Source organism: Pseudomonas sp. YL2, assembly GCF_023063025.1.
Lineage (GTDB): Bacteria > Pseudomonadota > Gammaproteobacteria > Pseudomonadales > Pseudomonadaceae > Aquipseudomonas > Aquipseudomonas putida_A.
Genome location: NZ_JAJSLU010000003.1, coordinates 22,892 through 49,565, shown reverse-complemented (window position 1 = coordinate 49,565; position 26,674 = coordinate 22,892). Strand labels below are relative to the sequence as shown.

Genomic DNA, 26,674 nt, shown 5'->3' with positions numbered 1-26,674 from the left:
CAAATTTTCGCCGGGCCGATACCTTCTAGAGCAACCAGCTGCAGGGTTGATGCAGCGCTTTTGGAAGGAACCAGAGTCATGAGCATCCGTAGTCTCAATATCGCGCCGCGAGCCGGCCTGGGTTTTGGTGTGTTGGCGCTGATGGTGTTTGCCCTGGGGGCGTTCGCCCTGCTGCAAATGGCGAACATGCGCGCCCAGTCTGATGAGGTCGACAACAACTGGCTGCCGAGCGTGATGGCGGTCGGCGAGATGAGTCAGGACATGTTGCGCCTGCGTGCGCTGACCATGCGCCTGCTGCTCAATCGTGACCCGCAGGCGCTGGCGCAGAATGTCGCCAAGCTCAATGACCTGCGCGGTGTCTTGAGCGAAGCGCAACAACGCTATGACGTGTTGATCGTGCTGCCCGAAGAGCGCAAGTTGTTCGACCGCTTCAAGGTTGCCGAGCACCGGTATCTGGAGTTTCAGGCGCAGGTCATGCAGTTGTCCGCACAGAATCGGGTGGAGGAGGCGGCGGCGATTCTCAACGGTGAAATGAGCCCGTTGGCCGACGACATGGCGGTCACCCTGAAGGAGCTGGTCGAGCTGAACAAGCACAACGCCAACCTTGCCACCGAAGCCGCGCGCCTGGTTTTCATCAATTCGCGGGTGTGGGTCGGGGTGATGATTGGCATTACCGCATTGATCACCATCGGTCTGGCGCTGCTGCTGACCCGCAGCATCGTCCTGCCGCTGGCGCAATCACTCGGCGTGGCGGAAGTGGTGGCCGGCGGTGACCTGACGGGCGATATCAGTATCTCCGGCAAGGACGAACCGGCGCGGCTGCTGCAGGCGCTGAAAAGCATGCAGCGCAACCTGCGCGACACCATTCGGCAGATTTCCGAATCGTCCAGCCAGTTGGCGTCGGCCTCGGAGGAACTGAGTTGCGTTACCGAGGACGCCACGCGCGGGCTGCACCAGCAAAGCCTGGAGATCGAGCAGGCTGCCACGGCGGTCAATCAGATGACCGCTGCCGTGGAAGAGGTCGCGAGCAACGCCGTGGCGACTTCCGAGGCGTCGCGCGAGTCTGACCGGATTGCCCAGCATGGGCGCGAGCAGGTCAACCAGACGGTGACTTCGATCCAGTCCCTGGCTGACGACGTCACGTCCAATGCCACGCAGGTCGAGGATCTGGCGCAGAAGGTTCACGGCATCAGCAAAGTGCTCGACGTGATCCGCTCGATTGCCGAGCAGACCAATCTGCTGGCACTGAACGCAGCGATTGAGGCGGCGCGGGCCGGGGATGCCGGGCGTGGTTTCGCGGTGGTGGCCGATGAGGTGCGGGCGCTGGCCCATCGCACCCAGCAATCGACCCAGGAAATCGAGCAGATGATCGGTGGCATCCAGCAGGGCACCGATTCGGCGGTCAGTTCGATGCAACAGAGCAGCGTCCGCGCCAATTCGACTCTGGAACTGGCCAAGGCTGCGGGTTTGGCGCTGGAGGAAATTGCCTCGGCGTTCACCTTGATCAACGAGCGCAACCTGGTGATCGCCAGCGCCTCGGAGGAGCAGGCAGCGGTGGCGCGGGAGGTGGACCGCAACCTGATGAACATCCGCGATCTGGCGATGCAGACGTCGGCGGGGGCAAATCAGACCAGTGCGGCAAGCCAGGAGCTGTCGCGGCTGGCGGTGGATTTGAACAATATGGTGGCCAGATTTTCGGTCTGAGCTGACCCTTAGTGATTGCACTCACCCTCTGTGGGAGCGGGCTTGCTCGCGAAGGTGTTGTACCAGATACATCTTTGTTAGCTGGCAGGCCGCATTCGCGAGCAAGCCCGCTCCCACAGTATTTGTGTGTCGCCTGGAAATCGCAGGCACAAAAAAGCCCCGCATCTGCGGGGCTTTTCGTCGTAGCGGCGGATCAGCTGCCTTTAACGGTTTTGCCGTTGACCGTGCCGTCCTGGAGCATGATGTTGTACTCCTTGCCGTCGGTTTCAACCTGTTGCAGGCGGACCAGCAGGTAATCCCAGTCCTTGGCGAACCACAGCACCGTGATGCGCTTGCTTTGTGTCGGGTCACGCACGCGCTCGACCTTGATTGCATCGATCTTGCCGGCCTTGGTGTCGACTTTCTCGGCACCCAATACACGGAAGTCATAGGTGTCGACTTCACCGTCGTCGACCACCTGATAGCTCATGGTCTTTTTGCCGGCGGCCACGTCATGCTGCAGCGCCAGCTGATAGGTCGACTTGTCGACCATGCCACGGTTCAGCGGGATCTTCACCGCGTCGCCCCGGTCAGTGCCGGTGACCATCTTGCTGTTCCAGTCGAAGTCCAGATCAGCCTTTTTTGCTTTGCCCAGACCACCACGTTCGAAGTGGTAGGACTGTGGCAGCAGGGTGTCCTTGTCCAGGGTCAGCGTGCTTTCTTCGGTCAGGCTGGCGATCATCATCGACGCCTTGAAGCTGAGTTTCCAGACACCGTTGGCTTCCTTGGTCAGGCTGCGTTCGGCGGTGCCGCTCATGGGCAACTGTTTCCAGTCGGCGGTGTAGCTGGCGGAGAACGGTTGAAGGTCTGCCGCCTGCGCGAAAGGCAGGGCGAGCAGAGCGCAAGCGAAGAGCAGGGCGCGACGCATAAAATCTCCTAGTGTCGAATCAAGTGGCCGCTGGCCGCGAGTAACTGGCCATCCAGTAAAGCACCTTGCTCACCGAGTGCCAGTCGGCCTTCGGCAAACCAGCGTACAGCCATCGGGTAGATCAGGTGTTCCTGGACATGCACTCGCTGCGCAAGTGTCTGCGGCGTGTCGTGCAACTCTACCGGTATTACTGCCTGTACGACCAGTGGTCCACCATCGAGTTCCTCGGTGACGAAGTGCACGGAGCAGCCGTGCTCCGCATCGCCGGCCTCGAGCGCGCGCTGATGAGTGTGTAACCCTTTGTATTTGGGCAGCAGCGACGGGTGGATGTTGAGCAGACGACCCTGGTAGTGACGCACGAAATCAGCGCTGAGAATGCGCATGAAGCCGGCCAGTACCACGAGTTTCGGTTTGAATTCGTCGATCAGTTCGATCAGGGCAGCATCGAAGGCCTCGCGACCTTCGAAAGCCTTGTGATCCAGCGAGCGGGTGGCGATACCCGCGTCACTGGCGCGTTGCAGGCCGTAGGCGTCGGCGCGGTTGGAAATCACCGCAGCGATGCGGACCGGGCTGTCGCCGGTCCGCGTGCTGTCGATCAGAGCCTGCAAGTTACTGCCGGTGCCGGACAACAGCACCACGACATCACAGGTTGCGGACATTAATGAGCCTTAAGGTTCTGCAGATCAACCTGGGCAGCGCCTTCGGCAGCGGCAGCGATCTGGCCGATGACCCAAGGCTGCTCGCCGGCATCACGCAGGGTGTTCAGGGCCACTTCAACGTGCTCCTGAGCCACGCAGATCACCATGCCGACGCCGCAGTTCAGTACGCGGTGCATTTCGGTCTCGTCGACGTTGCCTTTCTCTTGCAGCCAGTCGAAGACCGCCGGGCGAGTCCAGCTGGCCACGTCAACCACGGCCTGAGCGCCTTTTGGCAGAACGCGCGGAATGTTGTCCAGCAGGCCGCCACCGGTGATGTGGGCCATGGCTTTGACCGCACCGGTGTCTTTGATCAGCTTGAGCAGCGGCTTCACGTAGATGCGGGTCGGGGCCATCAGCAGTTCGGTCAGCGGCTTGCCGTCGAGCTGTACGGTTTCAATGTCGGCACCCGACACTTCGATGATCTTGCGGATCAGCGAGTAGCCGTTGGAGTGCGGGCCGGACGATGGCAGGGCGATCAGTGCGTCACCGGTGGCGACTTTCGAGCCGTCGATGATTTCGGCTTTCTCCACGACGCCGACGCAGAAGCCGGCCAGATCGTAGTCTTCGCCTTCGTACATGCCAGGCATTTCAGCGGTTTCGCCGCCGACCAGGGAGCAGCCAGCCAGTTCGCAGCCTGCACCGATACCGGTGACCACGGTGGCAGCTACGTCGACGTTCAGCTTGCCGGTGGCGTAGTAGTCGAGGAAGAACAGCGGTTCTGCGCCGCACACCACCAGATCGTTGACGCACATGGCGACCAGGTCCTGGCCGATGCTGTCGTGCTTGTTCAGGTTCAGCGCCAGGCGCAGCTTGGTGCCGACGCCATCAGTACCGGAAACCAGCACCGGCTGTTTGTAACCGGCCGGGATCTCGCAGAGGGCGCCGAAACCGCCCAGGCCGCCCATGACTTCCGGGCGCGCAGTGCGCTTGGCGACGCTCTTGATGCGTTCGACCAATGCTTCACCGGCGTCGATGTCTACACCGGCGTCCTTGTAGCTCAGGGAGGGTTGCTTGCTCATGATCCAGGCCTTTAGGGGAGGGGATTCAGGGGTAACGACCGAGTTCAGCGGGAACATCGAAATCGAGAGGGCGATGGCCTTACGCGAATTTCGGGGTGCCCGGCTGTTGCCGGTCTGCGAAGGCGCGCGATTTTATCAGGCTTGAGGGGCAGCGGCCATCCTCGCGCCGACGGGCAGGGGCATAATCGACTGAAATTTTTTGCAATTGTGCCGGGCGGCTGCCTGTATAAGGTGTGCCGATTAACCGTCTATCGTTATCACTGTGCAAAAACTTACCGCTAGCGTGTGAATGTTTTGCGATGGCAGATTGTCACAGCCTTGCTTAACCGGTTCACGCGGCCTGTTCCAGCCGCTCCTGTCGACGGGAATTTTCCATGCGTTTTTGTAAATTGTTGGTTGTGGGTTGTTTGTCGTTGGTCAGCTTGGCGAGTCATGCCGAAAACCTCAAGGGTCTCTATCAAGTGCGCCAGCCGGTCAGTAGTCAGGCGCCGGAAGAGCGTGATCGCGCCACTCAGGCGGCACTGGATACGCTGGTGTTGCGCCTGACCGGTGACCCCAAGGCGCCGCAAAATCCCGGGCTGGCGGCGATTCGCAAGGATCCGCAGCAGATCATCAGTCAGTTCGGTTTCGATGCCGGGCCGCCGGAGGTGCTCAAGGTCGATTTCGATCCGGCCACCACCGAGCAGGCGCTGCGCCGGGCCGGGCTGTCATTGTGGGGGGCGAGTCGGCCGTCGATTCTGAGCTGGTGGCTGAATGATGCGACTGAAGGTTCGAGCCTGGTCGGCGACGGTCAGGCAGCGGCTGCACCGTTGCGCTCTGCGGCTCAGCATCGCGGCTTGCCGCTGCGTTTGCCGCTGGCGGATCTGAGTGAGCAACTGGTGGCCACCGCGCCAGTGCTGGATGGCACCGATCCCGCGCCATTGCGCGGCGCTTCGGAGCGTTACGGCGCGGATGCGTTGCTGGCGGTGCATGCGCACGAAGAGGGCGGGCAGTGGCAGGCCAAGTGGCATCTGTGGCTGGGCGATCAGAAAGAGGCCGGCAGTGTGCAGGGCGCCGACCAGGCTGCCGTGGCCGATGCGGTGATGCTGGCGGTGGCCGAGCGTCTGGCGCCGCGCTTTGTCGCCAAGCCTGGTGCTTCGGGCCAACAGACCCTCGAAGTGCAGGGTATGAATCTTGAGCATTACGCCACGCTGCTGCGGTTACTCGAACCCTTCGGTGTGCGTCTGCAAAGTGTCGATGGTGATCGCATCGTGTATCGGGTCAACGGCAGTGCCGATCAGTTGCGCGCGCAGTTGTCGTTGGCGAAGTTGCAGGAGTTGCCGGCCGAAGCACCGACGCCAGTGGCAGCGCCGCAGCCAGCGGTGGCAGGTGCAGCGCCTGTTGCGGCTCCGGCGCCTGCACCGGTAGCACCTTCGTTGCGGTTTCGCTGGTAAGTCTTTCCTTATATAGAAGCAGTGGGAGTGGTAAATGGCCGATACGCGGCGTTGGTTCTGGCTCGGTGGGGTAGTCCTGCTTTGCGCGTTTGTGTGGTTGCTGCATCCGATCCTCACGCCGTTTCTGGTGGCGCTGCTGCTGGCGTATCTGTTCGATCCGCTGGTGGATCGGTTGGAGAAACTCGGTTTGTCGCGAACCTGGGGTGTGATCGCGGTGTTCGCCTTGTTCACTCTGATCGTCACCACGTTGCTGTTGGTGCTGGTGCCGATGCTTGCCAAGCAGTTGGTGCGTTTGTATGAGTTGGCGCCGCAAATGCTTGACTGGCTGCAGCACACGGCGCTGCCGTGGGCGCAATCGAAGCTGGGCCTGTCTGACGGCTTCTGGAAGTTCGACAAGGTCAAGGCGGCGATCAGCGAACACATGGGGCAGACCACTGACATCGTCGGTGTGGTGCTGAGTCAGGCGACGGCCTCGAGTCTGGCGCTGATCGGCTGGCTGGCGAATCTGGTGCTGATCCCAGTGGTGAGTTTTTATCTGCTGCGCGACTGGGACGTGATGATGGCCAAGATCCGCAGCCTGTTGCCGCGTGATCGTGAAGAAACCATCGTCTCGCTCGCCGGTGAGTGCCACGAAGTGCTCGGCGCTTTCGTGCGCGGGCAACTGCTGGTGATGCTGGCGCTGGGCGTGATCTACGCAGCGGGTCTGATGATTGTTGGTCTGGAATTGGGGCTGTTGATCGGCCTGATCGCAGGCCTCGCGGCCATCGTGCCGTACATGGGTTTTGTGATCGGCATTGGCGCGGCGCTGATTGCCGGGCTGTTCCAGTTCGGTGGCGACCTGTACCCGATGATCGGCATCGTTGCGGTGTTCATGGTCGGGCAGGCGCTGGAAGGCATGGTGCTGACGCCGCTGCTGGTCGGCGACCGGATCGGCCTGCATCCGGTGGCGGTGATCTTCGCGATCCTGGCCGGCGGCGAGCTGTTCGGCTTTACCGGAGTGCTGCTGGCATTGCCGGTGGCGGCGGTGATCATGGTGCTGGTGCGTCACGTGCACGATTTGTACAAGGACTCGGATATTTACAGCGGGGCAGATGAGCCCGAGTTGTAATTCGATCAAGGGCGGCCCGGTTGTGCCGGGTTGGCCCGGGTTTTGCGGCGGGTTCGTTCGATACCGCGTCAGAGAAACTGTCATAAAACCAGCGTGTTAACGCAAACCTTTGATTTTGCTTGGGGTCTGTCGCATTGTGCGCTCAGCTTCACGGGTATAAACTTCGCAAACTTTACACAGAGGCCACTAACGGTTCCTTGAGAACTGTTCAGTCAGCATGAAACCGATTCAGCTGCCCCTAGGTGTGCGTCTGCGTGACGACGCCACCTTCATCAACTACTACCCAGGCGCCAATGCCGCTGCACTCGGCTATGTCGAGCGCCTATGCGAAGCCGACGCCGGCTGGACCGAAAGCCTCATCTACCTGTGGGGCAAGCATGGGGTAGGGCGTACGCATCTGTTGCAGGCGGCATGTCTGCGTTTCGAGCAGATGGGTGAGCCGGCGGTGTATCTGCCGCTGGCCGAGCTGATGGATCGTGGTATCGAAATCCTCGACAACCTTGAGCAGTACGAACTGGTCTGCCTGGATGACTTGCAGGTGATTGCCGGCAAGCCGGACTGGGAAGAGGCGATGTTTCATCTGTTCAACCGCCTGCGTGACAGCGGTCGACGTTTGCTGATTGCCGCTTCAACCTCGCCGCGCGAGCTGCCGGTGAAGCTGGCTGACCTCAAATCGCGCCTGACCCTGGCGCTGATCTTCCAGATGCGTCCGCTCTCCGATGAAGACAAATTGCGTGCCCTGCAATTGCGCGCGTCGCGTCGCGGTCTGCATCTGACCGATGAAGTCGGACACTTTATTCTGACTCGCGGCACCCGCAGCATGAGTGCATTGTTCGACCTGCTCGAACAGCTGGATCAGGCCTCGTTGCAGGCGCAACGCAAGCTGACGATTCCGTTCCTGAAAGAGACCCTCGGTTGGTAGCCAGCCCTTTAAATACGAGGCTTTCAGCACGTTTCGACATGTTTCTGGCGCCAGAAAATCCGCGTTTCCGCAACGTATGCAGACCGCGTATCGAGTCAAATGGGCTTAAGCGCTTAGATGTAAACGAGAAACCGGGAAGTCACAAAAAGATCGATTGAATTTGCAAATGAGGCCGATAGCGGGCATAGTCTCGGCTTCTTTACAACTTCAGCCACGGTCGTGCCCATGCTAAATCGCTTCGCACCCCTCGTGCCTCTCGCACTCGTCACCCTGTTGTTCGGTTGCGCTGCTCATTCTCCAGTTCAAGAGCAGCCTCAGCAGGTTAAAAATTCTGCCACTGCCCAGTCTTCCGTTATTTACCAGGAAGAGCTGGACACCGAAAAAGAACTCTCGGACTTCAACAAGAAGCCGTACGAGCTTCCGGTTCTGGCCGACAGTATCCTTGAACGCGGCATGTCCCTGATCGGTACCCGTTACCGTTTCGGCGGCACCTCTGAAGCCGGCTTCGACTGCAGCGGTTTCATCGGTTATCTGTTCCGCGAAGAAGCCGGCATGAATCTGCCGCGCTCCACCCGTGAAATGATCAACGTGGATGCGCCTCTGGTCTCGCGCGGCAACCTTGAGCCCGGCGATCTGCTGTTCTTCGCTACCAATGGTCGTCGCGGTCGTGTAAGCCACGCCGGGATTTACCTGGGTGACAATCAGTTCATCCACTCCAGCAGTCGTCGCAGCGGCGGTGTTCGCATCGACAGCCTGGGTGACAGCTACTGGAGCAAGACCTTCATCGAAGCCAAGCGCGCCCTCGCGATGGCTCCGACCGTGGTCACCGCTCGCAAGTAATTCCCCCGTTGTCGCCACGTCCGTGGCGACAAAAACGGTGCTTGGCAAGGGAGTAGACCTAGACTTTACAAGGTGAAGTTAAAGTCTTACTTGAAGTTTGCCGCGTAGCCGCTAGAATCCTGTATCTATATTGATGGCAAACCGCCTGCGTGCTCCGCAGGCGGTTTTGTTTCTGTCCATTCGGCAGAGAAAGCCGCAGCCAGATCAGGATGTTCTGCTTATGACGATGTCGGCCCGCCTCGCAGTGATTTTCTTCGCAGCGCTGCTCAGCGCCTGCGCCAGCCGCACTCCGCCGCCTGCGCCCGTGGTGCGCGCTCCGGTGGTGTTCGGGCCTTCCCAGGCTTTTTCGCCGGCTGCTGAAGACGTGCTGTTTCGCGCGCTGGGGCTGGTTGGCACGCCTTATCGCTGGGGCGGCAACACACCGGATTCCGGGTTCGATTGCAGCGGCCTGATCGGTTTCGTCTACCGCGATGCCGCCGGTATCTCTTTGCCGCGTTCGACGCGCGAGATGATCGTGATGCAGGCGCCGAATGTCGGCAAAGAGGGTTTGCAGACTGGCGACCTGATCTTCTTCGCCACCAACGGCGGCTCGCAGGTCAGCCATGCGGGGATCTACGTCGGCGAAGGGCGCTTCGTGCACGCGCCAGCCACCGGCGGCACGGTGAAGCTGGACAGTCTGTCGAAGGCGTACTGGCAGAAGGCGTACCTGAGTGCCAAGCGGGTGTTGCAGCCGGAGCATCTGGCGCATAACCCCTAGTTCAAATAGCTCACAATCCAATGTAGGAGTGAGCCTGCTCGCGATAGCGGTTGATCAATCAACACTGATGTTGAATGTGACACCTTCATCGCGAGCAGGCTCACTCCTACAGTTGTTTTGGGGCCGGCCAAAGTTACTTGGCGGACGAAACCCGCCAAACCTTGTTCCCCACATCATCCGCCACCAGCAAACCACCTTGCTGGTCGATCACCACGCCTACCGGGCGACCCAAAGCGTTCTCGTCCTTGTCGAGGAAACCGGTCAGCACATCCATCGGTGCTCCGTTTGGCTTGCCGGCCGCGAACGGTACGAATATCACTTTATAGCCACTGTGCGGTTTGCGGTTCCACGAGCCGTGTTGGCCGATGAACGCGCCTTCCTTGAACTGCGCCGGCAGGCTGTTGCCTTCGGCGAAGGTCAGGCCCAGCGAGGCAGTGTGCGGGCCGACGGCGTAGTCCGGGGCGATAGCTTTGGCCACCAGATCCAGATTTTGCGGCTTAACTCGCACATCCACGTGCTGACCGTAATAGCTGAAGGGCCAGCCATAGAAGCCACCGTCCTTGACCGAGGTGATGTAGTCCGGCACCAGGTCGCTGCCGATCTCGTCACGCTCATTGACCGCTGTCCACAGCGCACCCGTGGTCGGTTCCCACGCGAGGCCGTTGGGGTTGCGGATGCCCGAGGCGAAGATCCGGTGGTTGCCGGTGGCGCGATCGACTTCCCAGATCGCCGCGCGACCTTCTTCTTTATCCAGACCATTCTCGCCGACGTTGCTGTTCGAGCCGACAGTGACGTACAGCTTGCTGCCGTCCTTGCTGGCGATGACATTTTTGGTCCAGTGATGGTTCAGCGTGCCGCCCGGCAGATCGGTGACTTTGATCGGCTGGGTCTTGATCTCGGTCGCGCCGGATTCGTAGTGGAAGCGCAGCAGGCGATCGGTGTCAGCGACGTACAAATCGTTACCGACCAGGGTCATGCCAAACGGCGAATTGAGATTTTGAAGAAACACCGTGCGGGTCTCGGCCACGCCGTCGTGGTCGGCGTCGCGCAACAGGGTGATGCGGTTCGGGCTCGGCACACCAGCGCCGGCCTTGCCCATGACTTTCTTCATCACCCAGCCACGAATGCCGCTGCTGTCGTCAGGCTTGGGCGGAGCGTTGGTTTCCGCCACCAGCACGTCACCGTTGGGCAGCACGTAGAGCCAGCGCGGATGATCGAGGCCTTCGGCGAATGCTGCGACTTGCGTACCGGCTACGGCGGTCGGTTTACCGCCTGCAGGCCAGCCGACCGCCGGGGCGATGTTCACCGTCGGGATCAGGGTTTTGTTTGGTTCAGGCAGCTTCGGTGACGGACCGGTGCCGTCAGAAACTTGCAGGCTGGAGGATTCACCGCAGGCGGCGAGCCCTCCGGCGAGGGCGATGACGAGAGCGAGTTGGGTTTTGCGCATTACTGATCTTCCCTATGAATGCATGCCTAATCATAGAGGAGTGCGCGCACCCGATGGTTCAACCGCTCAACCACGGGCCTCTTTGAACAGCACGGCGATGCCCGGGTGATAGTTGCCCGCTTCGCTGCGCAACTTGCGGTAGGCATAGGGGAAATACCAGGCTACTGCGCAGCAGTGTTCCTTTTGCAGGTCGTCGACCATGTCCTGCAACTCTTCGGGGCTGGCGCTGTGTTGGGCTTTTTGCGGGGCGACGAACAGGCAGCCGAGCTTGAGGTCGCTGGCGAAGCTGATGCGTTTGGCGTCGCTGGTGATGTCCAGCAGGGCCTGGGTCAGATTGAGGTTGTTGACCCGTGGCCAGCGCTGGGTGGCCTGAAGGTAGGCGCGGTCTTCGGCGCCGGCGATGAACAGATCGGCGCGGGCATTGCGTTCGCCTTCCTCGTTCTGCTTTCGGGTCGAGGTATCACAAAGGGTCACCAGCTCGGCCATCCAGGCTGCCGCGGAGAGCAAGCCGAGATTGGCTTTCTCGTCATGCCAGTAAGGGGTGTCGTTGTCGCCGCGAATGGCGTTGTAGCGGTCGATACAGTCAAACCAGCGTTCCAGCATCGGGCGCAGGAATTCCAGGCGCGGGTTGCTGATGATCATGCCTTGCATCGTCATCATCCTTATTGTTGTGATGTGCTTTTCAATCAAAAGCATGGCTCTTTGATATCACTTGTCTCAGTGTGGCACAAGATTGGCGTCAGATAATTGATCGACGGCAGTTATTCGCCCGACGGCCCCCTCTTTAATTGACGCTCCACCCCCAACCCTCTAACCTTCGCGGCTTGTTTCAGGTGCTCTGTGACGCATGTCGACAGAGTGAAACAGGGAAGCCGGTGAGGGTTGTCTTCAGGCGAAGCACGATCACGATCCCGGCGCTGCCCCCGCAACGGTAAATGAGTGAAAACTGCGCATTGAGCCACTGGGTCGACAGACACGGGAAGGCGCGCAGTCAGGCGATTCGCCGCTCATGAGCCCGGAGACCGGCCTGATCCATCCAGCGGCATCACGGTGGGCGATGCCAGGCTTTTTGCCGTCTATTCTTGTGCCTGCCCGCCGTTATCCAGCCTCAACGGAGAGCTCCCCCATGACCGATTCCCCCGAGCGTGACGAACGCCATCTGGCGCGTATGCAGCGCAAAAAAGCCGTGATCGACGAGCGCATCGCCAATTCGCCTGACGAGTGCGGCCTGGTGCTGGTGCTGACCGGCAATGGCAAAGGCAAAAGCAGCTCGGCGTTTGGCATGCTCGCTCGCGCCATGGGCCATGGCATGCAGTGCGGCGTGGTGCAGTTCATCAAGGGCCGCAACAGCACTGGCGAGGAGCTGTTCTTCCGCCGCTTCCCTGAACAAGTGCGTTTTCACGTGATGGGCGAGGGCTTCACCTGGGAAACCCAGGATCGCCAGCGTGACATCGCCGCCGCCGAAGCCGCGTGGGCAGTGTCCCGCGAGCTGCTGCGCGATCCGTCGATTGGCCTGGTGGTGCTGGACGAACTGAACATCGCCCTCAAGCACGGCTACCTCGATCTGGATCGAGTGCTCAGCGACCTGCAGGCGCGTCCGCCGATGCAACACGTGATCGTCACCGGTCGTGCGGCCAAGCCGGAAATGATCGAGATGGGCGATACCGTTACCGAAATGGGCATGCTCAAACACGCCTTCCAGGCTGGCATCAAAGCGCAGAAAGGCGTCGAACTTTGAATCAACCACGTCACTGCCCGGCGGTACTAATCGCCGCGCCGGCCTCCGGTCAGGGCAAGACCACCGTCACTGCCGCGCTCGCTCGCTTGCATCGCAATCAGGGGCGCAAGGTGCGCGTGTTCAAGTGCGGCCCGGACTTCCTTGACCCGATGATTCTCGAGCGCGCCAGCGGTGCGCCGGTGTATCAACTGGACATGTGGATGGTCGGCGAGCAGGAAAGCCGCCGTCTGTTATGGGAAGCCGCCGCCGAAGCCGATCTGATCCTGATCGAAGGCGTGATGGGCCTGTTCGACGGCACGCCGTCCAGCGCCGATCTGGCGCGGCATTTCGGCGTGCCGGTACTCGGCGTGATCGACGGCACCGCCATGGCCCAGACCTTCGGCGCATTGGCGTTGGGGCTGGCGCGTTACCAGCCGGATTTGCCTTTTGCCGGCGTGCTGGCCAACCGTGTCGGCACTTTGCGTCATGCGCAATTGCTCGAAGGCAGCCTCACCGAAGGTTTGCGCTGGTACGGCGCGCTGTCCCGCGAGACCGGGATCGAGTTGCCGAGCCGCCATCTCGGTCTGGTGCAGGCCAGTGAACTGAATGATCTGGATCTGCGTCTCGACGCCGCCGCCGAAGCCTTGGCCAGCAGTTGCGAGGTAGCGCTGCCACCGGCCGTGGAATTCGCCGCGCCTGAAATGATCAGCGCTGAACCGCTGCTCGACGGCGTGCGCATCGCCGTCGCTCGCGATGAGGCCTTTGCCTTCACCTATGGCGCCAGTCTCGACCTGCTACGGGCGATGGGCGCCGAGTTGAGTTTCTTCTCGCCGATCCGCGATACGCAATTGCCCGAGGCCGACAGTCTGTATCTGCCCGGCGGTTATCCGGAATTGCACCATGTCGCGCTATCGCAAAACGTGGCAATGCTTGATGCAATCCGTGCGCACCACGCCGCCGGCAAACCACTGCTCGCCGAGTGCGGCGGCATGCTCTATCTGCTCGACGCGTTGACCGATGTCGATGGCACCCGCGCCGAACTGGTGGGGCTGCTGCGCGGTGAGGCGGTGATGCAAAAACGTCTGGCGGCACTGGCACTGCAAGCGGTGGATCTGCCGGAAGGTTCGTTGCGCGGTCACACCTATCACCATTCCCTGACCAGCACCGAACTGACGCCGATTGCCCGGGGCATCAGCCCGAATGGCGGGCGCGGGGCCGAGGCGGTTTATCGGGAAGGGCGGATGACGGCGTCGTACGTGCATTTCTACTTTCCGTCGAATCCTGCGGCTATCGCGGCACTGTTTGTGCCAGATCTTGAGGCCGCTTTCGCGAGCAAGCCCGCTCCCACATTGGATCACCTAACCCCTGTGGGAGCGGGCTTGCTCGCGAAGAGGCCATGAGCGACAACGCATTCACTGAGGCCGAGCGCACAGCGGTCTATAAAGCCATCGCCGAACGCCGCGACATGCGCCACTTCACCGGCGGCACGGTCGAGCCGGAGCTGCTGCGCCGTCTACTCGAAGCCGCGCATCAGGCGCCCAGCGTCGGCCTGATGCAGCCATGGCGCTTCATCCGCATCAGCGATCGTGCCCTGCGCGGGCAGATCCAGAACCTCGTCGAAGAAGAACGTGTGCGTACCGCCGAAGCCCTCGGCGAGCGCAGCGATGAGTTCATGAAACTCAAAGTCGAAGGCATCAACGACTGCGCCGAGGTGTTGGTCGCAGCACTGATGGACGATCGCGAAAAACACATTTTCGGCCGTCGTACGCTGCCGGAAATGGACATGGCCTCGCTGTCCTGCGCGATTCAGAACCTGTGGCTGGCATCCCGTGCCGAAGGACTGGGCATGGGCTGGGTGTCGCTGTTCGAACCGCAAGCACTGGCCGATCTGCTGCAGTTGCCGGCCGGGGCCAAGCCGTTGGCGGTGTTGTGTCTGGGGCCGGTCAAGGAATTCTATCCGGCGCCGATGCTGGTACTCGAAGGGTGGGCGCAGGCGCGGCCGCTCAATGAGTTGCTGTACGAAAATTATTGGGGAGTGAGTCAATGAGTGTGGCGTTGTTGAGTGTCGCCGCGGTCGCGCTGGATGCGCTGCTGGGTGAACCGAAACGCTGGCATCCGCTGGTGGCGTTCGGCAATTTTGCCGGGCGCATCGAGCGCCGTTTCAATGCGGGCGGGCGTGGCTGGCGCAGTCACGGGGTCACCGCCTGGGTGATTGCGGTGCTGCCGCTGACCTTGCTCGCCACCGCGTTTTCCTGGGCACCGTATGTAGGCTGGATCGTCGAGATTCTTGCGCTGTATTGCGCCCTCGGCATGCGCAGCCTCGGTGAGCATGTCGCGCCGGTAGCCGCCGCCTTGCGCGCTGATGATCTGGAAGAGGCGCGCAAACGCGTCGGCTATCTGGTCAGTCGCCAGACCAGCGAACTGGACAGCACCGCCGTCGCGCGCGCGGCCACCGAGTCGGTACTGGAGAACGGCAGTGACGCGGTGTTCGCCGCGCTGTTCTGGTTTGTCGTGGCCGGCGCGCCGGGCGTGGTGCTCTATCGCCTGAGCAATACGCTCGACGCTATGTGGGGCTATCGCAACGAACGCTTCGAACGCTTCGGCTGGTGCGCGGCAAAAATCGACGACGTGCTCAACTATATTCCGGCCCGGCTGGTGGCGCTGACCTACGCGCTGCTGGGCAACACCCGGCTCGCCTGGAAATGCTGGCGCAGCCAGGGCCCGCAATGGGACAGCCCGAATGCCGGTCCGGTGATGGCGGCCGGTGCCGGTGCATTGAATGTCGAACTGGGCGGCCCGGCGATCTATCACGGCGAACTGCATGAGCGTCCGCAACTGGGCGAAGGTTCGCCGGCCGATGCCGATTCGATTGATCGCGGCTGGCAATTGGTCCAGCGCGGGGTATGGTTATGGCTGCTGATTCTCTGCGTGGGGGCTGAGTTCTATGCTTGAGCACGGTGGCCGGCTGCGCAAGGCTGCACTCGATTACGGGATTGCCGAGGCTGACTGGCTCGACTTGTCCAGCGGCCTCGCGCCGTGGCCGTTTGCGGTCCCGGAGATTCCGTTGCGCGCCTGGGCACGCTTGCCGGAAACCGACGACGGCCTGGAGCAGGCCGCGTGCGATTATTACGGTGCCTCGCAGGTGCTGCCGGTGGCCGGTTCGCAAATGGCGATCCAGTTGCTGCCGCGTTTGCGTCGCGCCGGCAAGGTCGGCGTGTTGTCGCCGTGTTATGCCGAGCACGCCGAAGCCTGGCGCCGCAGCGGTTACATCGTGCGCGAAGTGCTGGAGCAGGAAGTCGAATTCTTCCTCGACAGCCTCGACGTGCTGGTGGTGGTCAATCCGAACAACCCCACCGGCCTGAGCCTGACCCCGGCGCGACTGCTCGACTGGCACGCGCGGCTGGCTCAGCGAGGCGGCTGGCTGGTGGTCGATGAAGCGTTCATGGATAACACACCGCAGCTGAGTCTGGCGCCGCATACCCACCAGATCGGTTTGATTGTTCTGCGTTCCTTCGGCAAGTTTTTCGGTCTGGCCGGGGTGCGTCTGGGCTTTGTGCTGGCCGAGCGCAAGTTGCTCAGATTGCTCGCGGAACAGGTCGGACCCTGGGCGGTCAGCGGGCCGACGCGGGTGCTCGGTCAGGCCTGTCTGCAAGACACCGAAGCGCACACCCGGCAACGCATTCGCAGCGATGAAGCCAGTGAGCGCCTCGCGTTGTTGCTGGAGCGCTATGGCTTCAAACCTCAGGGCGGTTGCGCGTTGTTTCAGTGGCTGATCACCGAGCACGCGCCTGCGCTGCACGAGTTCATGGCCCGACGCGGCATCCTCCTGCGCATCTTCACCCACAACAGCAGCCTGCGTTTCGGCCTGCCTGCCAACGCCGCTGAAGAAGCGCGTCTCGAACAGGCGCTGCAAGCTTTCGCCAAGGAAACCCAATGACAACCTTGATGGTTCAGGGCACCACGTCCGACGCCGGTAAAAGCACGCTGGTGACGGCGCTGTGCCGCTGGGCCACCCGTCAGGGTGTGGCAGTGGTGCCGTTCAAACCGCAGAACATGGCGCTCAACAGCGCGGTGACCGCCGACGGCGGCGAGATCGGCCGGGCGCAAGCGGTGCAGGCGCAAGCCGCGCATCTCGAACCGCACACCGACATGAACCCGGTGTTGCTCAAGCCCAACAGCGACACCGGCGCGCAGGTAATCATCCATGGCCGCGCGGTCACCAGCATGAACGCGGTGGCGTATCACGACTACAAAGCCATCGCCATGCAAGCGGTGCTCGCGTCGCACGAGCGGCTCAGCGCGGCGTATCCGCTGGTGATGGTCGAAGGCGCTGGCTCGCCGGCCGAGATCAATCTGCGTGCCGGCGACATCGCCAACATGGGCTTTGCCGAAGCGGTGGATTGCCCGGTGCTGCTGATCGCCGACATCAATCGCGGCGGCGTTTTCGCGCATCTGGTCGGCACGCTGGAGCTGCTGTCGCCGAGCGAACAGGCGCGGGTCAAGGGCTTCATCATCAACCGTTTTCGCGGTGACATTGCCTTGCTGCAACCGGGCCTCGACTGGCTGGAACAGCGCACCGGCAAACCGGTGGTGGGCGTGCTGCCATACGTGATGGACCTGCATCTGGAGGCCGAGGACGGCATCGACCAGCGCCAGACCGACAAGGCTGAGCAAGTGCTGAAAGTGGTGGTGCCGGTGCTGCCGCGCATCAGCAATCACACGGACTTCGATCCGTTGCGTCTGCACCCGCAGGTCGATCTGCAATTCATCGGCCCGGGGCAGGCGATCCCTGCCGCCGACCTGATCATCCTGCCCGGCTCGAAAAGCGTGCGCAGCGATCTGGCGTATCTGCGCGCCAATGGCTGGGACGCGGCGATCAATCGGCACTTGCGCTATGGCGGCAAGTTGCTGGGGATCTGCGGCGGTCTGCAAATGCTCGGCGAGCAAGTGCACGATCCGCTGGGCCTGGAAGGCGCGCGGGGTTCCAGTGCAGGTCTGGGCTTGCTGGCGTTCGAAACCACGCTTGAAGCCGAGAAGCAATTGCGCAATGTCCGTGGGCATCTGGCGCTGGAAAACGCCGAGGTCAGTGGCTATGAAATCCATGCGGGCGTGACGGTGGGGCCGGCGCTGGAGAATGCGGCGGTGCATCTGGATGACGGTCGTTGCGACGGCGCGCAGAGTCTGGACGGGCAGGTGTTCGGCACTTATCTGCATGGCTTGTTCGAATCACCGCAAGCCAGTGCCGCGTTGCTGCGTTGGGCCGGGTTGAGCGATGTGCAGGAGGTGGATTACCACGGCTTGCGCGAGCGCGATATCGAGCGGTTGGCGGATCTGGTGGAGCAGCATCTGGATACTGAATTGTTGCGTCAGCTCTGCGGGATTTGAGGTGGATTCATCGCGAGCAGGCTCACTCCTACAGGGGAATGCGATCTCCTGTAGGAGTGAGCCTGCTCGCGATGACTGAAGTCGGTACACCGCTAATTTGAAGGAATGAACCATGCTCCAACTGATCCTCGGCGGCGCCCGCTCCGGCAAAAGTCGCCTGGCGGAAAAACTCGCCAGCGACAGCCAACTGGCGGTCACTTACATCGCCACCAGCCAGCCGCTGGACGGTGAGATGAACGAACGCGTCGCCCATCACCGCGCCCGGCGTCCGGCCGAATGGGCGTTGATCGAAGAACCGCTGCAACTGGCCCGCGTCCTGCGTGAAAACGCCAGTGCCGAGCGTTGCCTGCTGGTGGATTGCCTGACCCTGTGGCTGACCAATCTGCTGATGCTCGATGACGCCGCGCGTCTCGCCGCCGAGCGTGAAGCCCTGCTGGACTGCCTGGCGTCATTGCCGGGGGAAATCATTTTTGTCAGCAACGAGACCGGAATGGGTGTCGTGCCGCTGGGCGAATTGACTCGCCGCTACGTCGATGAAGCCGGTTGGCTGCATCAAGCTCTGGCCGAGCGTTGTCAGCGAGTCGTCCTGACCGTCGCCGGCCTGCCCCTGACCCTGAAAGGACCTGCGTTATGACTCAAGCGTGGTGGTTGAACCCGTGCCAATCCGTGAATGCCGAGATCGTTGAACAGGCGGCGGCGCGCCAACAGCAACTGACCAAACCGGCCGGCTCCCTCGGTCGCCTCGAAAGCGTGGCGGTGCAACTGGCCGGATTGCAGGGACAGATCAAGCCGACGCTCGACCAAGTCTGGATCGCGATTTTTGCCGGTGATCACGGGGTGGTCGCGGAAGGCGTTTCCGCGTTCCCGCAGGAAGTCACCGGGCAGATGCTGCTCAACTTCGTCAGCGGCGGCGCGGCGATCAGCGTGCTGGCGCGGCAGCTCGATGCGCGTCTGGAAGTGGTCGATCTGGGCACCGTGACGCCGTCGTTGAATCTGCCGTTCGTGCGTCATCTGAACATTGGGCCGGGCACGGCGAACTTCGTCAAGGGCGCGGCGATGACCCAGGCGCAGGGCGAGCTCGCCTTGCAGGCCGGTCGTGACAGCGTGCTGCGCGCCAAAGCGGCGGGCGCGCAGTTGTTCATCGGCGGCGAAATGGGCATCGGCAACACCACTGCCGCCAGTGCGCTGGCGTGTGCCTTGCTCGATTGCCCGGTGGTGCACCTGACCGGTCCCGGCACCGGGTTGAATGCCGAAGGCGTCAGCCATAAAGCACAAGTGATCGAGCGCGCACTGGCGCTGCACGCGGCGCAACGTGGCGATGCGCTGCAAACCCTGTTCAACCTCGGCGGTTTTGAAATCGCCGCACTGGTCGGTGCGTACCTGGCTTGTGCGCAGGAAGGCGTCGCGGTGCTGGTCGACGGCTTTATCTGCACGGTCGCCGCGTTGGTCGCGGTGCGGCTGAATCCGGCCTGCCGCGAGTGGCTGCTGTTCGGTCATCGTGGGGCCGAGCCGGGCCATCGCCATGTGCTGGAAACCCTTAACGCCGAACCGTTGCTGGAGCTCGGCCTGCGTCTGGGCGAAGGCAGCGGCGCGGCGTTGGCCGTGCCGCTATTGCGTTTGGCCTGCGACCTGCACGGGCAGATGGCGACGTTCGCCGAAGCCGCAGTGGCGGATCGTCCGGCATGACGTTGCGTCTGGACCTGCTGCGCCATGGTGAGACTGAGCTGGGCGGCGGTTTGCGCGGCAGTCTCGATGATGCGCTCACCGAAAAGGGGTGGGCACAGATGCGTGCCGCGGTGGTCGCGGGCGGGCCGTGGGATAGGCTGATCAGTTCGCCGCTGCAGCGTTGTGCACGGTTTGCCGCAGAGCTGGGCGAGCAACTGAATTTGCCGGTGCAGTTGGAAACGGATCTGCAGGAACTGCACTTCGGTGCCTGGGAAGGCCAGAGCGCAGCGGCGTTGATGGAGACTGATGCCGAAGCGCTGGGGCTGTTCTGGGCTGATCCCTATGCCTTCACCCCGCCGCAGGGTGAGCCGGTCAGTGAGTTTGCGGCTCGCGTGCTGGGCGCGGTTGCGCGTTTGCATCAGGCCCATGCCGGTGAACGCATTTTGCTGATCAGTCATGGCGGCGTGATGCGCCTGTTGCTGGCGCAGGCGCGTGGTTTGCCGCGTGAGCAGTTGCTCAATGTCGAAGTCGCGCATGCTTCGCTGTTTGCGCTCAGCGTCGAAGCCGATGGCGTGCTCAAGGAAGGTCACTGAGATGCTGCCACTGTGGATCGCCCTGCAATTTCTCAGCAGTTTGCCGATTCGTCTGCCGGGGATGCCGGAGCCGCAACAGCTTGGGCGTTCGCTGTTGTTTTATCCGCTGGTGGGATTGCTGTTCGGAGGGATCCTCTGGGCATTCAACCTGGCGTTGGCCGGCGCGCCGTTGTTGCTGCATGCGGCGCTGTTGCTGACAGTGTGGGTGCTGCTCAGCGGCGCGCTGCACCTCGACGGACTGGCCGACAGCGCCGATGCCTGGCTCGGTGGTTTCGGTGATCGCGAGCGCACGTTGACGATCATGAAGGATCCGCGCAGCGGGCCGATCGCGGTGGTGACGCTGGTGTTGGTGTTGCTGCTGAAGTTCTGCGCGTTGCTGGCGCTGATCGAGCAAGGGCATGCAGTGATGCTGATCATCGTGCCGCTGCTCGGGCGCGCGGCGTTGCTGGGGCTGTTTCTGACCACGCCGTATGTGCGCGCGGGTGGGTTGGGGCAGGCACTGGCGGATCATCTGCCGCGCCGGGCCGGCTGGTGGGTGCTTGGGGCGTGTGCGCTGGGTTGTTTGTTGATCGGCGGGGTGAAAGCGATTGTTGCGCTGGTTGTCGCGTTGGTCGGGTTTGTCTGGCTGCGGCGGGTGATGATGCGGCGGCTGGGAGGAACCACCGGCGATACGGCGGGGGCGTTGCTGGAATTGCTGGAGATGGCGGTGTTGGTGGGGTTGGCGTTGTCCTGAGATTTCTCTATAACCGTGTCGGCCTCTTCGCGAGCAAGCCCGCTCCCACCCTTGGAATGCATTCCCCTGTGGGAGCGGGCTTGCTCGCGAAGGCGGCCCGTCAGGCGCCGGAAATGTCCTTGAATAACTACATGTAACTTGATTTAACACAGTCGCGGGTATATACACGCATCATGCTTCCTTCTCAGTGTTTGTGCACCAACCTGCGTCGCGCCGCTCGTGGCGTCAGCAGGCATTACGACGGCGCTCTCGACGGCTTCGGGATCAACGTTGCCCAGTATTCTTTGCTGTGCAACCTGCAGCGTCTGGATCAACCGAGCATCTCGGAACTGGCCGAAGCCATGGGTCTGGATCGCAGCACCCTGGGGCGCAACCTGCGGGTGCTCGAAGGCGAGGGCCTGGTGGCGCTGGCCGAGGGCGAGGACATGCGTAACCGCATCGTCCGGCTCACCGAAACCGGTGCACAGCGCCTTGCGGCAGCGCTGCCGGCCTGGGAAGCGGCGCAACAGCGATTGATTGATCGTCTGGGCGCCGAGAAGCGTGAAACCTTGCTGCGACTGTTGGACGAACTGGCCTGAGGGCCGGTTTTTCCGGTTTTAAGCGGGTATATACCCGCGAACGGAGAATAACAATGACATCGATGTGGCGTACGTGCGGTTGGGTGTTGCTGGGAAGTGCGCTGATTCTGGCGTTGTCATTGGGCGTGCGACACGGCTTCGGTCTGTTCCTGTCGCCGATGAGTGCGCAGTTCGGCTGGGGGCGCGAAGTGTTTGCCTTCGCGATCGCCTTGCAGAACCTGATCTGGGGTCTGGCGCAGCCGTTCACTGGCGCGCTGGCTGACCGTTTCGGGGCGGCGAAAGTGGTGCTGGTCGGCGGCGTGCTGTATGCCGCAGGCCTGGTGTGCATGGGGCTGTCCGATTCGGCACTGACCCTGTCGCTGAGTGCCGGTCTGTTGATCGGTATCGGTCTGTCCGGTACGTCGTTCTCGGTGATTCTCGGCGTGGTCGGTCGTGCGGTGCCGCCGGAAAAACGCAGCATGGGCATGGGCATCGCCAGTGCTGCCGGTTCGTTCGGCCAGTTTGCGATGTTGCCGGGCACGCTGGGTTTGATCGGCTGGCTCGGCTGGTCGGCGGCGCTGTTGGTACTCGGTTTGCTGGTGGCGATGATTGTGCCGTTGGTGAGCATGCTCAAGGACAAGCCGCTGCCGGTACTCGGTCATGAGCAGAGCTTGTCCGAAGCGCTGCGCGAAGCCTGCTCGCATTCGGGTTTCTGGTTGTTGGCGTTCGGCTTTTTCGTCTGCGGCTTTCAGGTGGTGTTCATTGGCGTGCATCTGCCGGCCTATCTGGTTGATCAACATCTGCCGGCAACCGTCGGCACCACAGTGCTGGCGCTGATCGGGCTGTTCAATATCTTCGGCACTTACACCGCCGGCTGGCTCGGCGGGCGCATGTCCAAGCCGCGACTGCTGACGGCGTTGTATCTGCTGCGTGCAGTGGTGATCGTGCTGTTTCTGTGGCTGCCGGTGACGACGACCTCGGCGTACCTGTTCGGCATGGCCATGGGCTTCCTCTGGCTGTCGACGGTGCCGTTGACCAACGGCACGGTGGCGACCTTGTTTGGCGTGCGTAACCTGTCCATGCTCGGCGGTATCGTGTTCCTCTTTCATCAGCTCGGTTCGTTCCTCGGCGGCTGGCTGGGTGGGGTGGTGTATGACCGTACCGGGAGTTATGACTTGATCTGGCAAGTGGCGATTCTCTTGAGTCTGCTGGCAGCCGCGCTGAACTGGGCAGTGCGCGAGCGTCCTGTGGCACGTCTGCAGCCGGCTGTCGGCGCCGTATGAAACGCTCCTGGCCACAAATCGCCTTCACCGCACTCGGCGTGCTGTTGCTGGCGCTGGTGTGGTGGGGCTGGCATCAGGGCGGCCTGGCGTTAATGCAGTTGGGCCTGGGCGCTTGCTTGTAGGCTTGGATGGCGAGTAACGTCGGGAGTCTGATGACTGCTCAAAGGATGCCCCGACATGCTCATGCGCTGGTGTGCTGTACCCGCGTTGCTGATGGCGTTGACCGGACTGGCCCAGGCCGCTGACTGTCCGGAGGCGCTGCAAGGTTCGTTGCCCAAGTTGCGCGCCAAGGAATCCGTCGATCTGTGCCAGCGCTACGCCGGCAAGCCGCTGGTGGTGGTCAATACCGCCAGTTTCTGCGGCTTCGCCCCACAGTTCGAGGGCCTCGAAGCGCTCAATCAGCATTACAAGGCGCAAGGCCTGGAAATGCTCGGCGTGCCGTCCAATGACTTCAAGCAGGAGTCCAGGGACAGCGCCGAAACCGCCAAGGTCTGCTACGCCAACTACGGTGTGACGTTCACCATGACCGAGCCGCAGAAAGTCCGTGGCAATGACGCCACTCACCTGTTCAAGGTGCTGGCCGAGCAGAGCAGCGCGCCGAAGTGGAATTTCTACAAATACGTGATCGACCGTCAGGGCAAGGTGGTCGCGAACTTCTCCAGCCTGACCAAGCCGGATGATCCAGAGTTCATTGCGGCAGTTGAAAAGGCCATCGCCTCAAAACCGCTCAACTGATAACACACGCTTTTTGTGGGAGCGGGCTTGCTCGCGAAGGCTGCGGATCTTTCAGCGCTTGTTTTGAAGGTCAGACCGCATTCGCGAGCAAGCCCGCTCCCACAAAAAGCGTGTGGTGTTTGAACAGGCATCAAAAAGCCCCGCTTTCTGTAAAGAGAGCGGGGCTTTTCTGTGGGCGAGGGGTTAGCCTCGCCGTGCAGCATCAGAAGCGGTAAGTTGCGCCAACACCGAAACCGTTTGCCGAGTTTTCATACTTGGCATCGTAGGTCTGGCCACGATCGTTCTGGTTGTGGATCTTGACCGACTCTTCCTTCAGGTACGAGTAAGCCACGTCGATGGTCAGGTCTTCGGTCGGGCTCCAGCCGGCACCGATGCTGAAGATCGTGCGGTCGCCAGTAGGAATGCGTGGCGAACGATCGACGTTGTTGGTCGGCGACTGATCGAAGGTCAGACCGGTACGCAGTACCCATTCCTTGTTCAACTGGTACGAAGTACCCACGGCGTAAGCCCAGGAGTCGTGCCAGTTCTGGTCTTCGGTGATCTCGCCAAACTGACCGGCCAGCAGCGGCTGTACGCCCGAGTTTTCAACGGTGATCTTCTTCAACTGGCTCCAGCGGGTCCAGGTCGAACCGGCGTAAACGTTCCAGCGATCGTTGATCGCCTGAGTGACCGAGAAGTCCACGGATTCAGGGGTGGTGATCTTCAGCGAAGCGTCGTACTTCTGTTGGGCGCTTAGGCCGACGGCGCCCAATACGCCGTAGTTGACCTTGGTGTTGCCTTCGAGCTTGTAATCGACTTTCGAGTGGTAGGTCAGACCCAGACGAGTGGTGTCGGTGGCCTGTACCAGCACGCCGATGTTGTAGCCCAGCGCGGTGTCGTCACCCTTGATCTTGACCTTGCCGTCCGGCGCAGCTTGAGTGATCGACAGGTTGGATTCCAGCGTGCCGTCGATGCGGTTGATGGTCGGACCGAAACCGATCGACACCACGTCGTTGAATTTGTAGCTGACAGTTGGCTGGAAAGTGATGACTTGTACTTCGGACTTGCTGCCGAAGTAACGGCCGCCAAAGCCTTTTTCGTAGTCGGTAATCAGGCCGAACGGCACGTACACGCCGAGGCCGAATGCCCAATGCTCATCGATCGGTTTGACGTAGAAGCCCATAGGTACAGAGGTGAAGGGCACCATGTCGCCTTTGTTGCTGCCGCCGTTAGGGCTGGAGCTGGCGTCGCTGATATCGGTCTTGGCATCGAGGAATGCAACACCGCCGGTGACTTGTTCGCGCGTGATGCGCGACATGCCGGCAGGGTTGCCATAAACAGTGCTTGCGTCGTCGGCAGAAGAGGATCGCCCAGCGTAACCAGTGCCCATCCCGCTGATGCTGTGTTCGTTGATGGCAAAGCCAGCTGCGAAGATCTGGGTGGATGCCATGGTAACGGCGAGGCTAAGGGTGGTTTTGAGCATGACTTTTTTCATTATTAGAACTCCTGGTGATCACCGGGGCGAAAATTACCAACATTTTCGTCCCAGCGCTATAGTCCCTATGGCTTGAGTTAGAGCGGTTTTGTAGGACAATCCGACCAGATTCGCGACCTGTTGAGCGATCTTCTAAAACTCGCCAGTCAACACGCGACCTGATTCACCGGTGAAACACAGGTTTGCCAGGCGTAGGTGAAGTCGCGCAGACGACCTTGCGGCTGGAAGGTCTGACGCCAGATGCGCGCCATGCCCAGCAGATCGTCCGGGGCGGGGAGGGTGGTGTGTTGTTCTTCTACCAGCAGCCAGGCGATGGCGGTGGCGTAACGCAGGTTGACGGTCAATTCCAGGTGCGGGCCGCTCAAAAAAGCATGTTGGCTGGCGAGGCCGCGAACCAGGCTCGCACGCTCCGGATCGAGCGCCAGATAGTGATCCCAAAGGGCCTGGTGGCGGTGCTCGGCAATCCGGTAGAGGCCGTGGCCACGGCGGTCATGCAGGGCGGAACCGAGGGCGGACTGGCTGGCGGCAATGCCCAGTAGCAGGGATTCGGCAGTTGCGCAGTGGCGTCCCAGATAGATCAGTGTGGGACGGATCACATAGCGGCACAGTTCGCTGGCAGCGATACCCATAAAACCCTCGGATCTTGTAATTGGGCGGCGATACCTGAAAGGGCCTTGGCAGCAGTGGATCGACTCAGGCTCGCCGAAAGCGGATCAAGCCGCTTGAGTTGAAGTGTAGTGTCATATTCGCGACGTAAAGGCCTGTTTTTAAAATATTTCCGGCAGCGAGCCACAGGCGTTATATCCGAAGGTGCTTAGGCGTGAATGGCTAAAAGCGAAATATCGGGCAATAAAAAACCCCGCATTTTGTGCGGGGCTTTTGCTTTTGCAGCCTTTTCGGCTCTCAGGCAATCAATGCCTGACGCGTACGATCAATAATGGCCTGCAGCGGTTCGGCGCTGGAGTATTGATCGGGGTACAGACGCTCGCTGTGGCGAGCGATCCCGTGTTCATTGACCACGGTGAAGCTGAAGCAGCCTTTGCGAGCGGCCATGATCAGGCAGTTCATTGGGGCAAAAGCGTTGGTTAGGGTGCGAATGGCATCCTGAGTCTGGATTTGAGTAGACATAGTTATTAGGTGTTCCTACAAATGACACGGATAAGAACCGTGCAACGTTAAAACGTTCCAGTAATGTCGACCACCATTGGTCGAACAAAGAACCCGACTGGAACAAAGCAGCCAGTTTGAAGCGCTGATAAGTTGGCGCGCTTGGGCTGGCAGGTAGGTACTTAGGAGGACAGGCAACACATCGAGGGCAAAGGTTCTGGGCCCGGGGTGAAGATCCTGATCAATTTGCAGGCTGGTTCGGTCAGAGTAAGTGGTCTTCGCAACACCCTTTGCATTCATTCAAAGGCAGTGTCGGCGCAAGATTTACCTGGAAACCATCGAGGGGTCGTTCCCGCTTTTTTCGGTGAAGGGCTTCTGGGAAGAAGGTTGACCGTGGGGATGTGTTCGACCGGAATTGACTTTCAGCTTGGTACTAACGCCGCGGATAGTAACGGAACGTCCTGGGCAATGCAAACCCGGCGGCAAAAAAAGATTTCGGTCGGTGGCGCGGATCACGGGGGACAGGGCTGGCCCCTTCGCGAGCAGGCTCGCTCCCACAGGAGAACGGGGCCGATTGTAGGAGCGAGCCT

The 26,674-nt window shown here is 61.4% G+C and carries 28 protein-coding genes and 1 riboswitch; of the genes, 20 read left to right on the top strand and 8 right to left on the bottom strand.

What is annotated here, in order from left to right; translation table 11 throughout:
- Positions 1 to 78 precede the first annotated feature (78 nt).
- A complete protein-coding gene (locus LVD08_RS05535) occupies positions 79 to 1,704 on the top strand; it encodes a methyl-accepting chemotaxis protein (protein WP_247267679.1) in 1,626 nt (541 codons plus the stop codon).
- 193 nt (positions 1,705 to 1,897) lie between these two features.
- Here LVD08_RS05535 and LVD08_RS05530 read toward each other — a convergent pair whose 3' ends face one another.
- The 3 genes from LVD08_RS05530 to purM are packed head-to-tail and all read right to left on the bottom strand — an operon-like array spanning position 1,898 to position 4,328.
- Complete coding sequence (locus LVD08_RS05530) at positions 1,898 to 2,611, bottom strand: DUF3108 domain-containing protein (protein ID WP_007962880.1); 714 nt, start codon at positions 2,609 to 2,611, stop codon at positions 1,898 to 1,900.
- Between the two features lie 8 nt (positions 2,612 to 2,619).
- Complete coding sequence (purN, locus tag LVD08_RS05525; protein WP_047600250.1) at positions 2,620 to 3,270, bottom strand: phosphoribosylglycinamide formyltransferase; 651 nt, start codon at positions 3,268 to 3,270, stop codon at positions 2,620 to 2,622.
- Complete coding sequence (gene purM / locus LVD08_RS05520) at positions 3,270 to 4,328, bottom strand: phosphoribosylformylglycinamidine cyclo-ligase (RefSeq protein ID WP_027614051.1); 1,059 nt, start codon at positions 4,326 to 4,328, stop codon at positions 3,270 to 3,272. Before purM ends, purN begins: the two co-directional genes overlap by 1 nt.
- Before the next feature lie 374 nt (positions 4,329 to 4,702).
- Here purM and LVD08_RS05515 point away from each other — a divergent pair, with 374 nt between their 5' ends.
- The 5 genes from LVD08_RS05515 to LVD08_RS05495 all read left to right on the top strand — a co-directional run bounded on the left by LVD08_RS05515 (position 4,703) and on the right by LVD08_RS05495 (position 9,388).
- On the top strand, positions 4,703 to 5,761 hold the full coding sequence (locus LVD08_RS05515; protein ID WP_247267678.1) for a DUF2066 domain-containing protein: 1,059 nt from the start codon (positions 4,703 to 4,705) through the stop codon (positions 5,759 to 5,761).
- Positions 5,762 to 5,795: 34 nt separating this feature from the next.
- Positions 5,796 to 6,869 (top strand): AI-2E family transporter, encoded by a 1,074-nt coding sequence (locus LVD08_RS05510; RefSeq protein WP_027614053.1) that lies wholly within the window; start codon positions 5,796 to 5,798, stop codon positions 6,867 to 6,869.
- Positions 6,870 to 7,086: 217 nt separating this feature from the next.
- Positions 7,087 to 7,791, top strand: a complete 705-nt coding sequence (gene hda / locus LVD08_RS05505) for a DnaA regulatory inactivator Hda (protein ID WP_025111852.1) — start codon at positions 7,087 to 7,089, stop codon at positions 7,789 to 7,791.
- Positions 7,792 to 8,016: 225 nt separating this feature from the next.
- A complete protein-coding gene (locus LVD08_RS05500) occupies positions 8,017 to 8,631 on the top strand; it encodes a C40 family peptidase (RefSeq protein ID WP_007962885.1) in 615 nt (204 codons plus the stop codon).
- A 220-nt stretch (positions 8,632 to 8,851) separates the two neighbouring features.
- Entirely contained in the window at positions 8,852 to 9,388 is a 537-nt protein-coding gene (locus tag LVD08_RS05495; RefSeq protein WP_247267677.1) for a C40 family peptidase, read from the top strand.
- Between the two features lie 133 nt (positions 9,389 to 9,521).
- On the opposite strand, the gene LVD08_RS05490 is transcribed toward LVD08_RS05495, so the two are convergent.
- A complete protein-coding gene (locus LVD08_RS05490; RefSeq protein ID WP_247267676.1) occupies positions 9,522 to 10,835 on the bottom strand; it encodes a PQQ-dependent sugar dehydrogenase in 1,314 nt (437 codons plus the stop codon).
- Positions 10,836 to 10,901: 66 nt separating this feature from the next.
- Entirely contained in the window at positions 10,902 to 11,486 is a 585-nt protein-coding gene (locus LVD08_RS05485; RefSeq protein ID WP_247267675.1) for a hypothetical protein, read from the bottom strand.
- Between the two features lie 163 nt (positions 11,487 to 11,649).
- Positions 11,650 to 11,880: riboswitch (cobalamin riboswitch) on the top strand.
- A gap of 81 nt (positions 11,881 to 11,961) precedes the next feature.
- On the opposite strand from LVD08_RS05485, the gene cobO reads away from it, so the two are divergent.
- From cobO to LVD08_RS05420, 14 genes are all read left to right on the top strand, one after another.
- The gene (gene cobO, locus LVD08_RS05480) at positions 11,962 to 12,573 is read left to right on the top strand and encodes a cob(I)yrinic acid a,c-diamide adenosyltransferase (RefSeq protein ID WP_041074346.1); all 612 of its coding nucleotides are present in this window, start codon (positions 11,962 to 11,964) and stop codon (positions 12,571 to 12,573) included.
- Positions 12,570 to 13,952 carry a cobyrinate a,c-diamide synthase gene (locus LVD08_RS05475; RefSeq protein WP_247267674.1) on the top strand — a complete coding sequence of 461 codons (1,383 nt, stop codon included), beginning with the start codon at positions 12,570 to 12,572 and terminating at the stop codon, positions 13,950 to 13,952. The genes cobO and LVD08_RS05475 overlap by 4 nt, the downstream gene beginning before the upstream one ends.
- Positions 13,949 to 14,599, top strand: a complete 651-nt coding sequence (gene bluB / locus LVD08_RS05470) for a 5,6-dimethylbenzimidazole synthase (protein WP_247267673.1) — start codon at positions 13,949 to 13,951, stop codon at positions 14,597 to 14,599. The genes LVD08_RS05475 and bluB overlap by 4 nt, the downstream gene beginning before the upstream one ends.
- A complete protein-coding gene (cbiB, locus tag LVD08_RS05465; RefSeq protein ID WP_097087506.1) occupies positions 14,596 to 15,504 on the top strand; it encodes an adenosylcobinamide-phosphate synthase CbiB in 909 nt (302 codons plus the stop codon). Before bluB ends, cbiB begins: the two co-directional genes overlap by 4 nt.
- Positions 15,497 to 16,489: a threonine-phosphate decarboxylase CobD gene (cobD, locus tag LVD08_RS05460; RefSeq protein ID WP_027614061.1), complete on the top strand. Its 993-nt coding sequence runs from the start codon at positions 15,497 to 15,499 to the stop codon at positions 16,487 to 16,489. Before cbiB ends, cobD begins: the two co-directional genes overlap by 8 nt.
- A complete protein-coding gene (locus LVD08_RS05455; RefSeq protein WP_247267672.1) occupies positions 16,486 to 17,937 on the top strand; it encodes a cobyric acid synthase in 1,452 nt (483 codons plus the stop codon). Before cobD ends, LVD08_RS05455 begins: the two co-directional genes overlap by 4 nt.
- 112 nt (positions 17,938 to 18,049) lie before the next feature.
- The gene (gene cobU / locus LVD08_RS05450; protein WP_247267671.1) at positions 18,050 to 18,571 is read left to right on the top strand and encodes a bifunctional adenosylcobinamide kinase/adenosylcobinamide-phosphate guanylyltransferase; all 522 of its coding nucleotides are present in this window, start codon (positions 18,050 to 18,052) and stop codon (positions 18,569 to 18,571) included.
- Entirely contained in the window at positions 18,568 to 19,623 is a 1,056-nt protein-coding gene (gene cobT, locus LVD08_RS05445) for a nicotinate-nucleotide--dimethylbenzimidazole phosphoribosyltransferase (RefSeq protein WP_247267670.1), read from the top strand. The genes cobU and cobT overlap by 4 nt, the downstream gene beginning before the upstream one ends.
- Complete coding sequence (gene cobC, locus LVD08_RS05440; protein ID WP_247267669.1) at positions 19,620 to 20,195, top strand: alpha-ribazole phosphatase family protein; 576 nt, start codon at positions 19,620 to 19,622, stop codon at positions 20,193 to 20,195. The genes cobT and cobC overlap by 4 nt, the downstream gene beginning before the upstream one ends.
- Position 20,196: 1 nt before the next feature.
- Complete coding sequence (locus LVD08_RS05435; protein WP_247267668.1) at positions 20,197 to 20,928, top strand: adenosylcobinamide-GDP ribazoletransferase; 732 nt, start codon at positions 20,197 to 20,199, stop codon at positions 20,926 to 20,928.
- A gap of 173 nt (positions 20,929 to 21,101) precedes the next feature.
- Entirely contained in the window at positions 21,102 to 21,506 is a 405-nt protein-coding gene (locus LVD08_RS05430; protein ID WP_007950413.1) for a MarR family winged helix-turn-helix transcriptional regulator, read from the top strand.
- 53 nt (positions 21,507 to 21,559) lie between these two features.
- Positions 21,560 to 22,768, top strand: a complete 1,209-nt coding sequence (locus LVD08_RS05425; RefSeq protein WP_247267667.1) for an MFS transporter — start codon at positions 21,560 to 21,562, stop codon at positions 22,766 to 22,768.
- Positions 22,765 to 22,890, top strand: coding sequence for a hypothetical protein (locus LVD08_RS28025; RefSeq protein WP_257012810.1), 126 nt, complete (start codon positions 22,765 to 22,767; stop codon positions 22,888 to 22,890). Before LVD08_RS05425 ends, LVD08_RS28025 begins: the two co-directional genes overlap by 4 nt.
- 55 nt (positions 22,891 to 22,945) lie before the next feature.
- Positions 22,946 to 23,503, top strand: a complete 558-nt coding sequence (locus LVD08_RS05420) for a glutathione peroxidase (protein WP_247267666.1) — start codon at positions 22,946 to 22,948, stop codon at positions 23,501 to 23,503.
- Positions 23,504 to 23,705: 202 nt separating this feature from the next.
- Here the strand turns inward: LVD08_RS05420 and LVD08_RS05415 are convergent, their stop codons facing one another.
- The 3 genes from LVD08_RS05415 to LVD08_RS05405 all read right to left on the bottom strand — a co-directional run bounded on the left by LVD08_RS05415 (position 23,706) and on the right by LVD08_RS05405 (position 26,105).
- Positions 23,706 to 24,977, bottom strand: a complete 1,272-nt coding sequence (locus LVD08_RS05415; RefSeq protein WP_150368052.1) for an OmpP1/FadL family transporter — start codon at positions 24,975 to 24,977, stop codon at positions 23,706 to 23,708.
- Positions 24,978 to 25,123: 146 nt separating this feature from the next.
- Positions 25,124 to 25,606 carry a hypothetical protein gene (locus tag LVD08_RS05410; RefSeq protein WP_096797718.1) on the bottom strand — a complete coding sequence of 161 codons (483 nt, stop codon included), beginning with the start codon at positions 25,604 to 25,606 and terminating at the stop codon, positions 25,124 to 25,126.
- Between the two features lie 274 nt (positions 25,607 to 25,880).
- Positions 25,881 to 26,105 carry a hypothetical protein gene (locus tag LVD08_RS05405; RefSeq protein WP_007962908.1) on the bottom strand — a complete coding sequence of 75 codons (225 nt, stop codon included), beginning with the start codon at positions 26,103 to 26,105 and terminating at the stop codon, positions 25,881 to 25,883.
- Positions 26,106 to 26,674: the final 569 nt, after the last annotated feature.

Excerpts from the sequence above, each read along its gene's own strand:
- LVD08_RS05535 (WP_247267679.1), top strand. The coding sequence starts at position 79 with ATGAGCATCCGTAGTCTCAATATCGCGCCGCGAGCCGGCCTGGGTTTT.
- LVD08_RS05530 (WP_007962880.1), bottom strand. The coding sequence starts at position 2,611 with ATGCGTCGCGCCCTGCTCTTCGCTTGCGCTCTGCTCGCCCTGCCTTTC.
- purN (WP_047600250.1), bottom strand. The coding sequence starts at position 3,270 with ATGTCCGCAACCTGTGATGTCGTGGTGCTGTTGTCCGGCACCGGCAGT.
- purM (WP_027614051.1), bottom strand. The coding sequence starts at position 4,328 with ATGAGCAAGCAACCCTCCCTGAGCTACAAGGACGCCGGTGTAGACATC.
- LVD08_RS05515 (WP_247267678.1), top strand. The coding sequence starts at position 4,703 with ATGCGTTTTTGTAAATTGTTGGTTGTGGGTTGTTTGTCGTTGGTCAGC.
- LVD08_RS05510 (WP_027614053.1), top strand. The coding sequence starts at position 5,796 with ATGGCCGATACGCGGCGTTGGTTCTGGCTCGGTGGGGTAGTCCTGCTT.
- hda (WP_025111852.1), top strand. The coding sequence starts at position 7,087 with ATGAAACCGATTCAGCTGCCCCTAGGTGTGCGTCTGCGTGACGACGCC.
- LVD08_RS05500 (WP_007962885.1), top strand. The coding sequence starts at position 8,017 with ATGCTAAATCGCTTCGCACCCCTCGTGCCTCTCGCACTCGTCACCCTG.
- LVD08_RS05495 (WP_247267677.1), top strand. The coding sequence starts at position 8,852 with ATGACGATGTCGGCCCGCCTCGCAGTGATTTTCTTCGCAGCGCTGCTC.
- LVD08_RS05490 (WP_247267676.1), bottom strand. The coding sequence starts at position 10,835 with ATGCGCAAAACCCAACTCGCTCTCGTCATCGCCCTCGCCGGAGGGCTC.
- LVD08_RS05485 (WP_247267675.1), bottom strand. The coding sequence starts at position 11,486 with ATGCAAGGCATGATCATCAGCAACCCGCGCCTGGAATTCCTGCGCCCG.
- cobO (WP_041074346.1), top strand. The coding sequence starts at position 11,962 with ATGACCGATTCCCCCGAGCGTGACGAACGCCATCTGGCGCGTATGCAG.
- bluB (WP_247267673.1), top strand. The coding sequence starts at position 13,949 with ATGAGCGACAACGCATTCACTGAGGCCGAGCGCACAGCGGTCTATAAA.
- cbiB (WP_097087506.1), top strand. The coding sequence starts at position 14,596 with ATGAGTGTGGCGTTGTTGAGTGTCGCCGCGGTCGCGCTGGATGCGCTG.
- cobD (WP_027614061.1), top strand. The coding sequence starts at position 15,497 with ATGCTTGAGCACGGTGGCCGGCTGCGCAAGGCTGCACTCGATTACGGG.
- LVD08_RS05455 (WP_247267672.1), top strand. The coding sequence starts at position 16,486 with ATGACAACCTTGATGGTTCAGGGCACCACGTCCGACGCCGGTAAAAGC.
- cobU (WP_247267671.1), top strand. The coding sequence starts at position 18,050 with ATGCTCCAACTGATCCTCGGCGGCGCCCGCTCCGGCAAAAGTCGCCTG.
- cobT (WP_247267670.1), top strand. The coding sequence starts at position 18,568 with ATGACTCAAGCGTGGTGGTTGAACCCGTGCCAATCCGTGAATGCCGAG.
- cobC (WP_247267669.1), top strand. The coding sequence starts at position 19,620 with ATGACGTTGCGTCTGGACCTGCTGCGCCATGGTGAGACTGAGCTGGGC.
- LVD08_RS05435 (WP_247267668.1), top strand. The coding sequence starts at position 20,197 with ATGCTGCCACTGTGGATCGCCCTGCAATTTCTCAGCAGTTTGCCGATT.
- LVD08_RS05430 (WP_007950413.1), top strand. The coding sequence starts at position 21,102 with ATGCTTCCTTCTCAGTGTTTGTGCACCAACCTGCGTCGCGCCGCTCGT.
- LVD08_RS05425 (WP_247267667.1), top strand. The coding sequence starts at position 21,560 with ATGACATCGATGTGGCGTACGTGCGGTTGGGTGTTGCTGGGAAGTGCG.
- LVD08_RS28025 (WP_257012810.1), top strand. The coding sequence starts at position 22,765 with ATGAAACGCTCCTGGCCACAAATCGCCTTCACCGCACTCGGCGTGCTG.
- LVD08_RS05420 (WP_247267666.1), top strand. The coding sequence starts at position 22,946 with ATGCTCATGCGCTGGTGTGCTGTACCCGCGTTGCTGATGGCGTTGACC.
- LVD08_RS05415 (WP_150368052.1), bottom strand. The coding sequence starts at position 24,977 with ATGAAAAAAGTCATGCTCAAAACCACCCTTAGCCTCGCCGTTACCATG.
- LVD08_RS05410 (WP_096797718.1), bottom strand. The coding sequence starts at position 25,606 with ATGGGTATCGCTGCCAGCGAACTGTGCCGCTATGTGATCCGTCCCACA.
- LVD08_RS05405 (WP_007962908.1), bottom strand. The coding sequence starts at position 26,105 with ATGTCTACTCAAATCCAGACTCAGGATGCCATTCGCACCCTAACCAAC.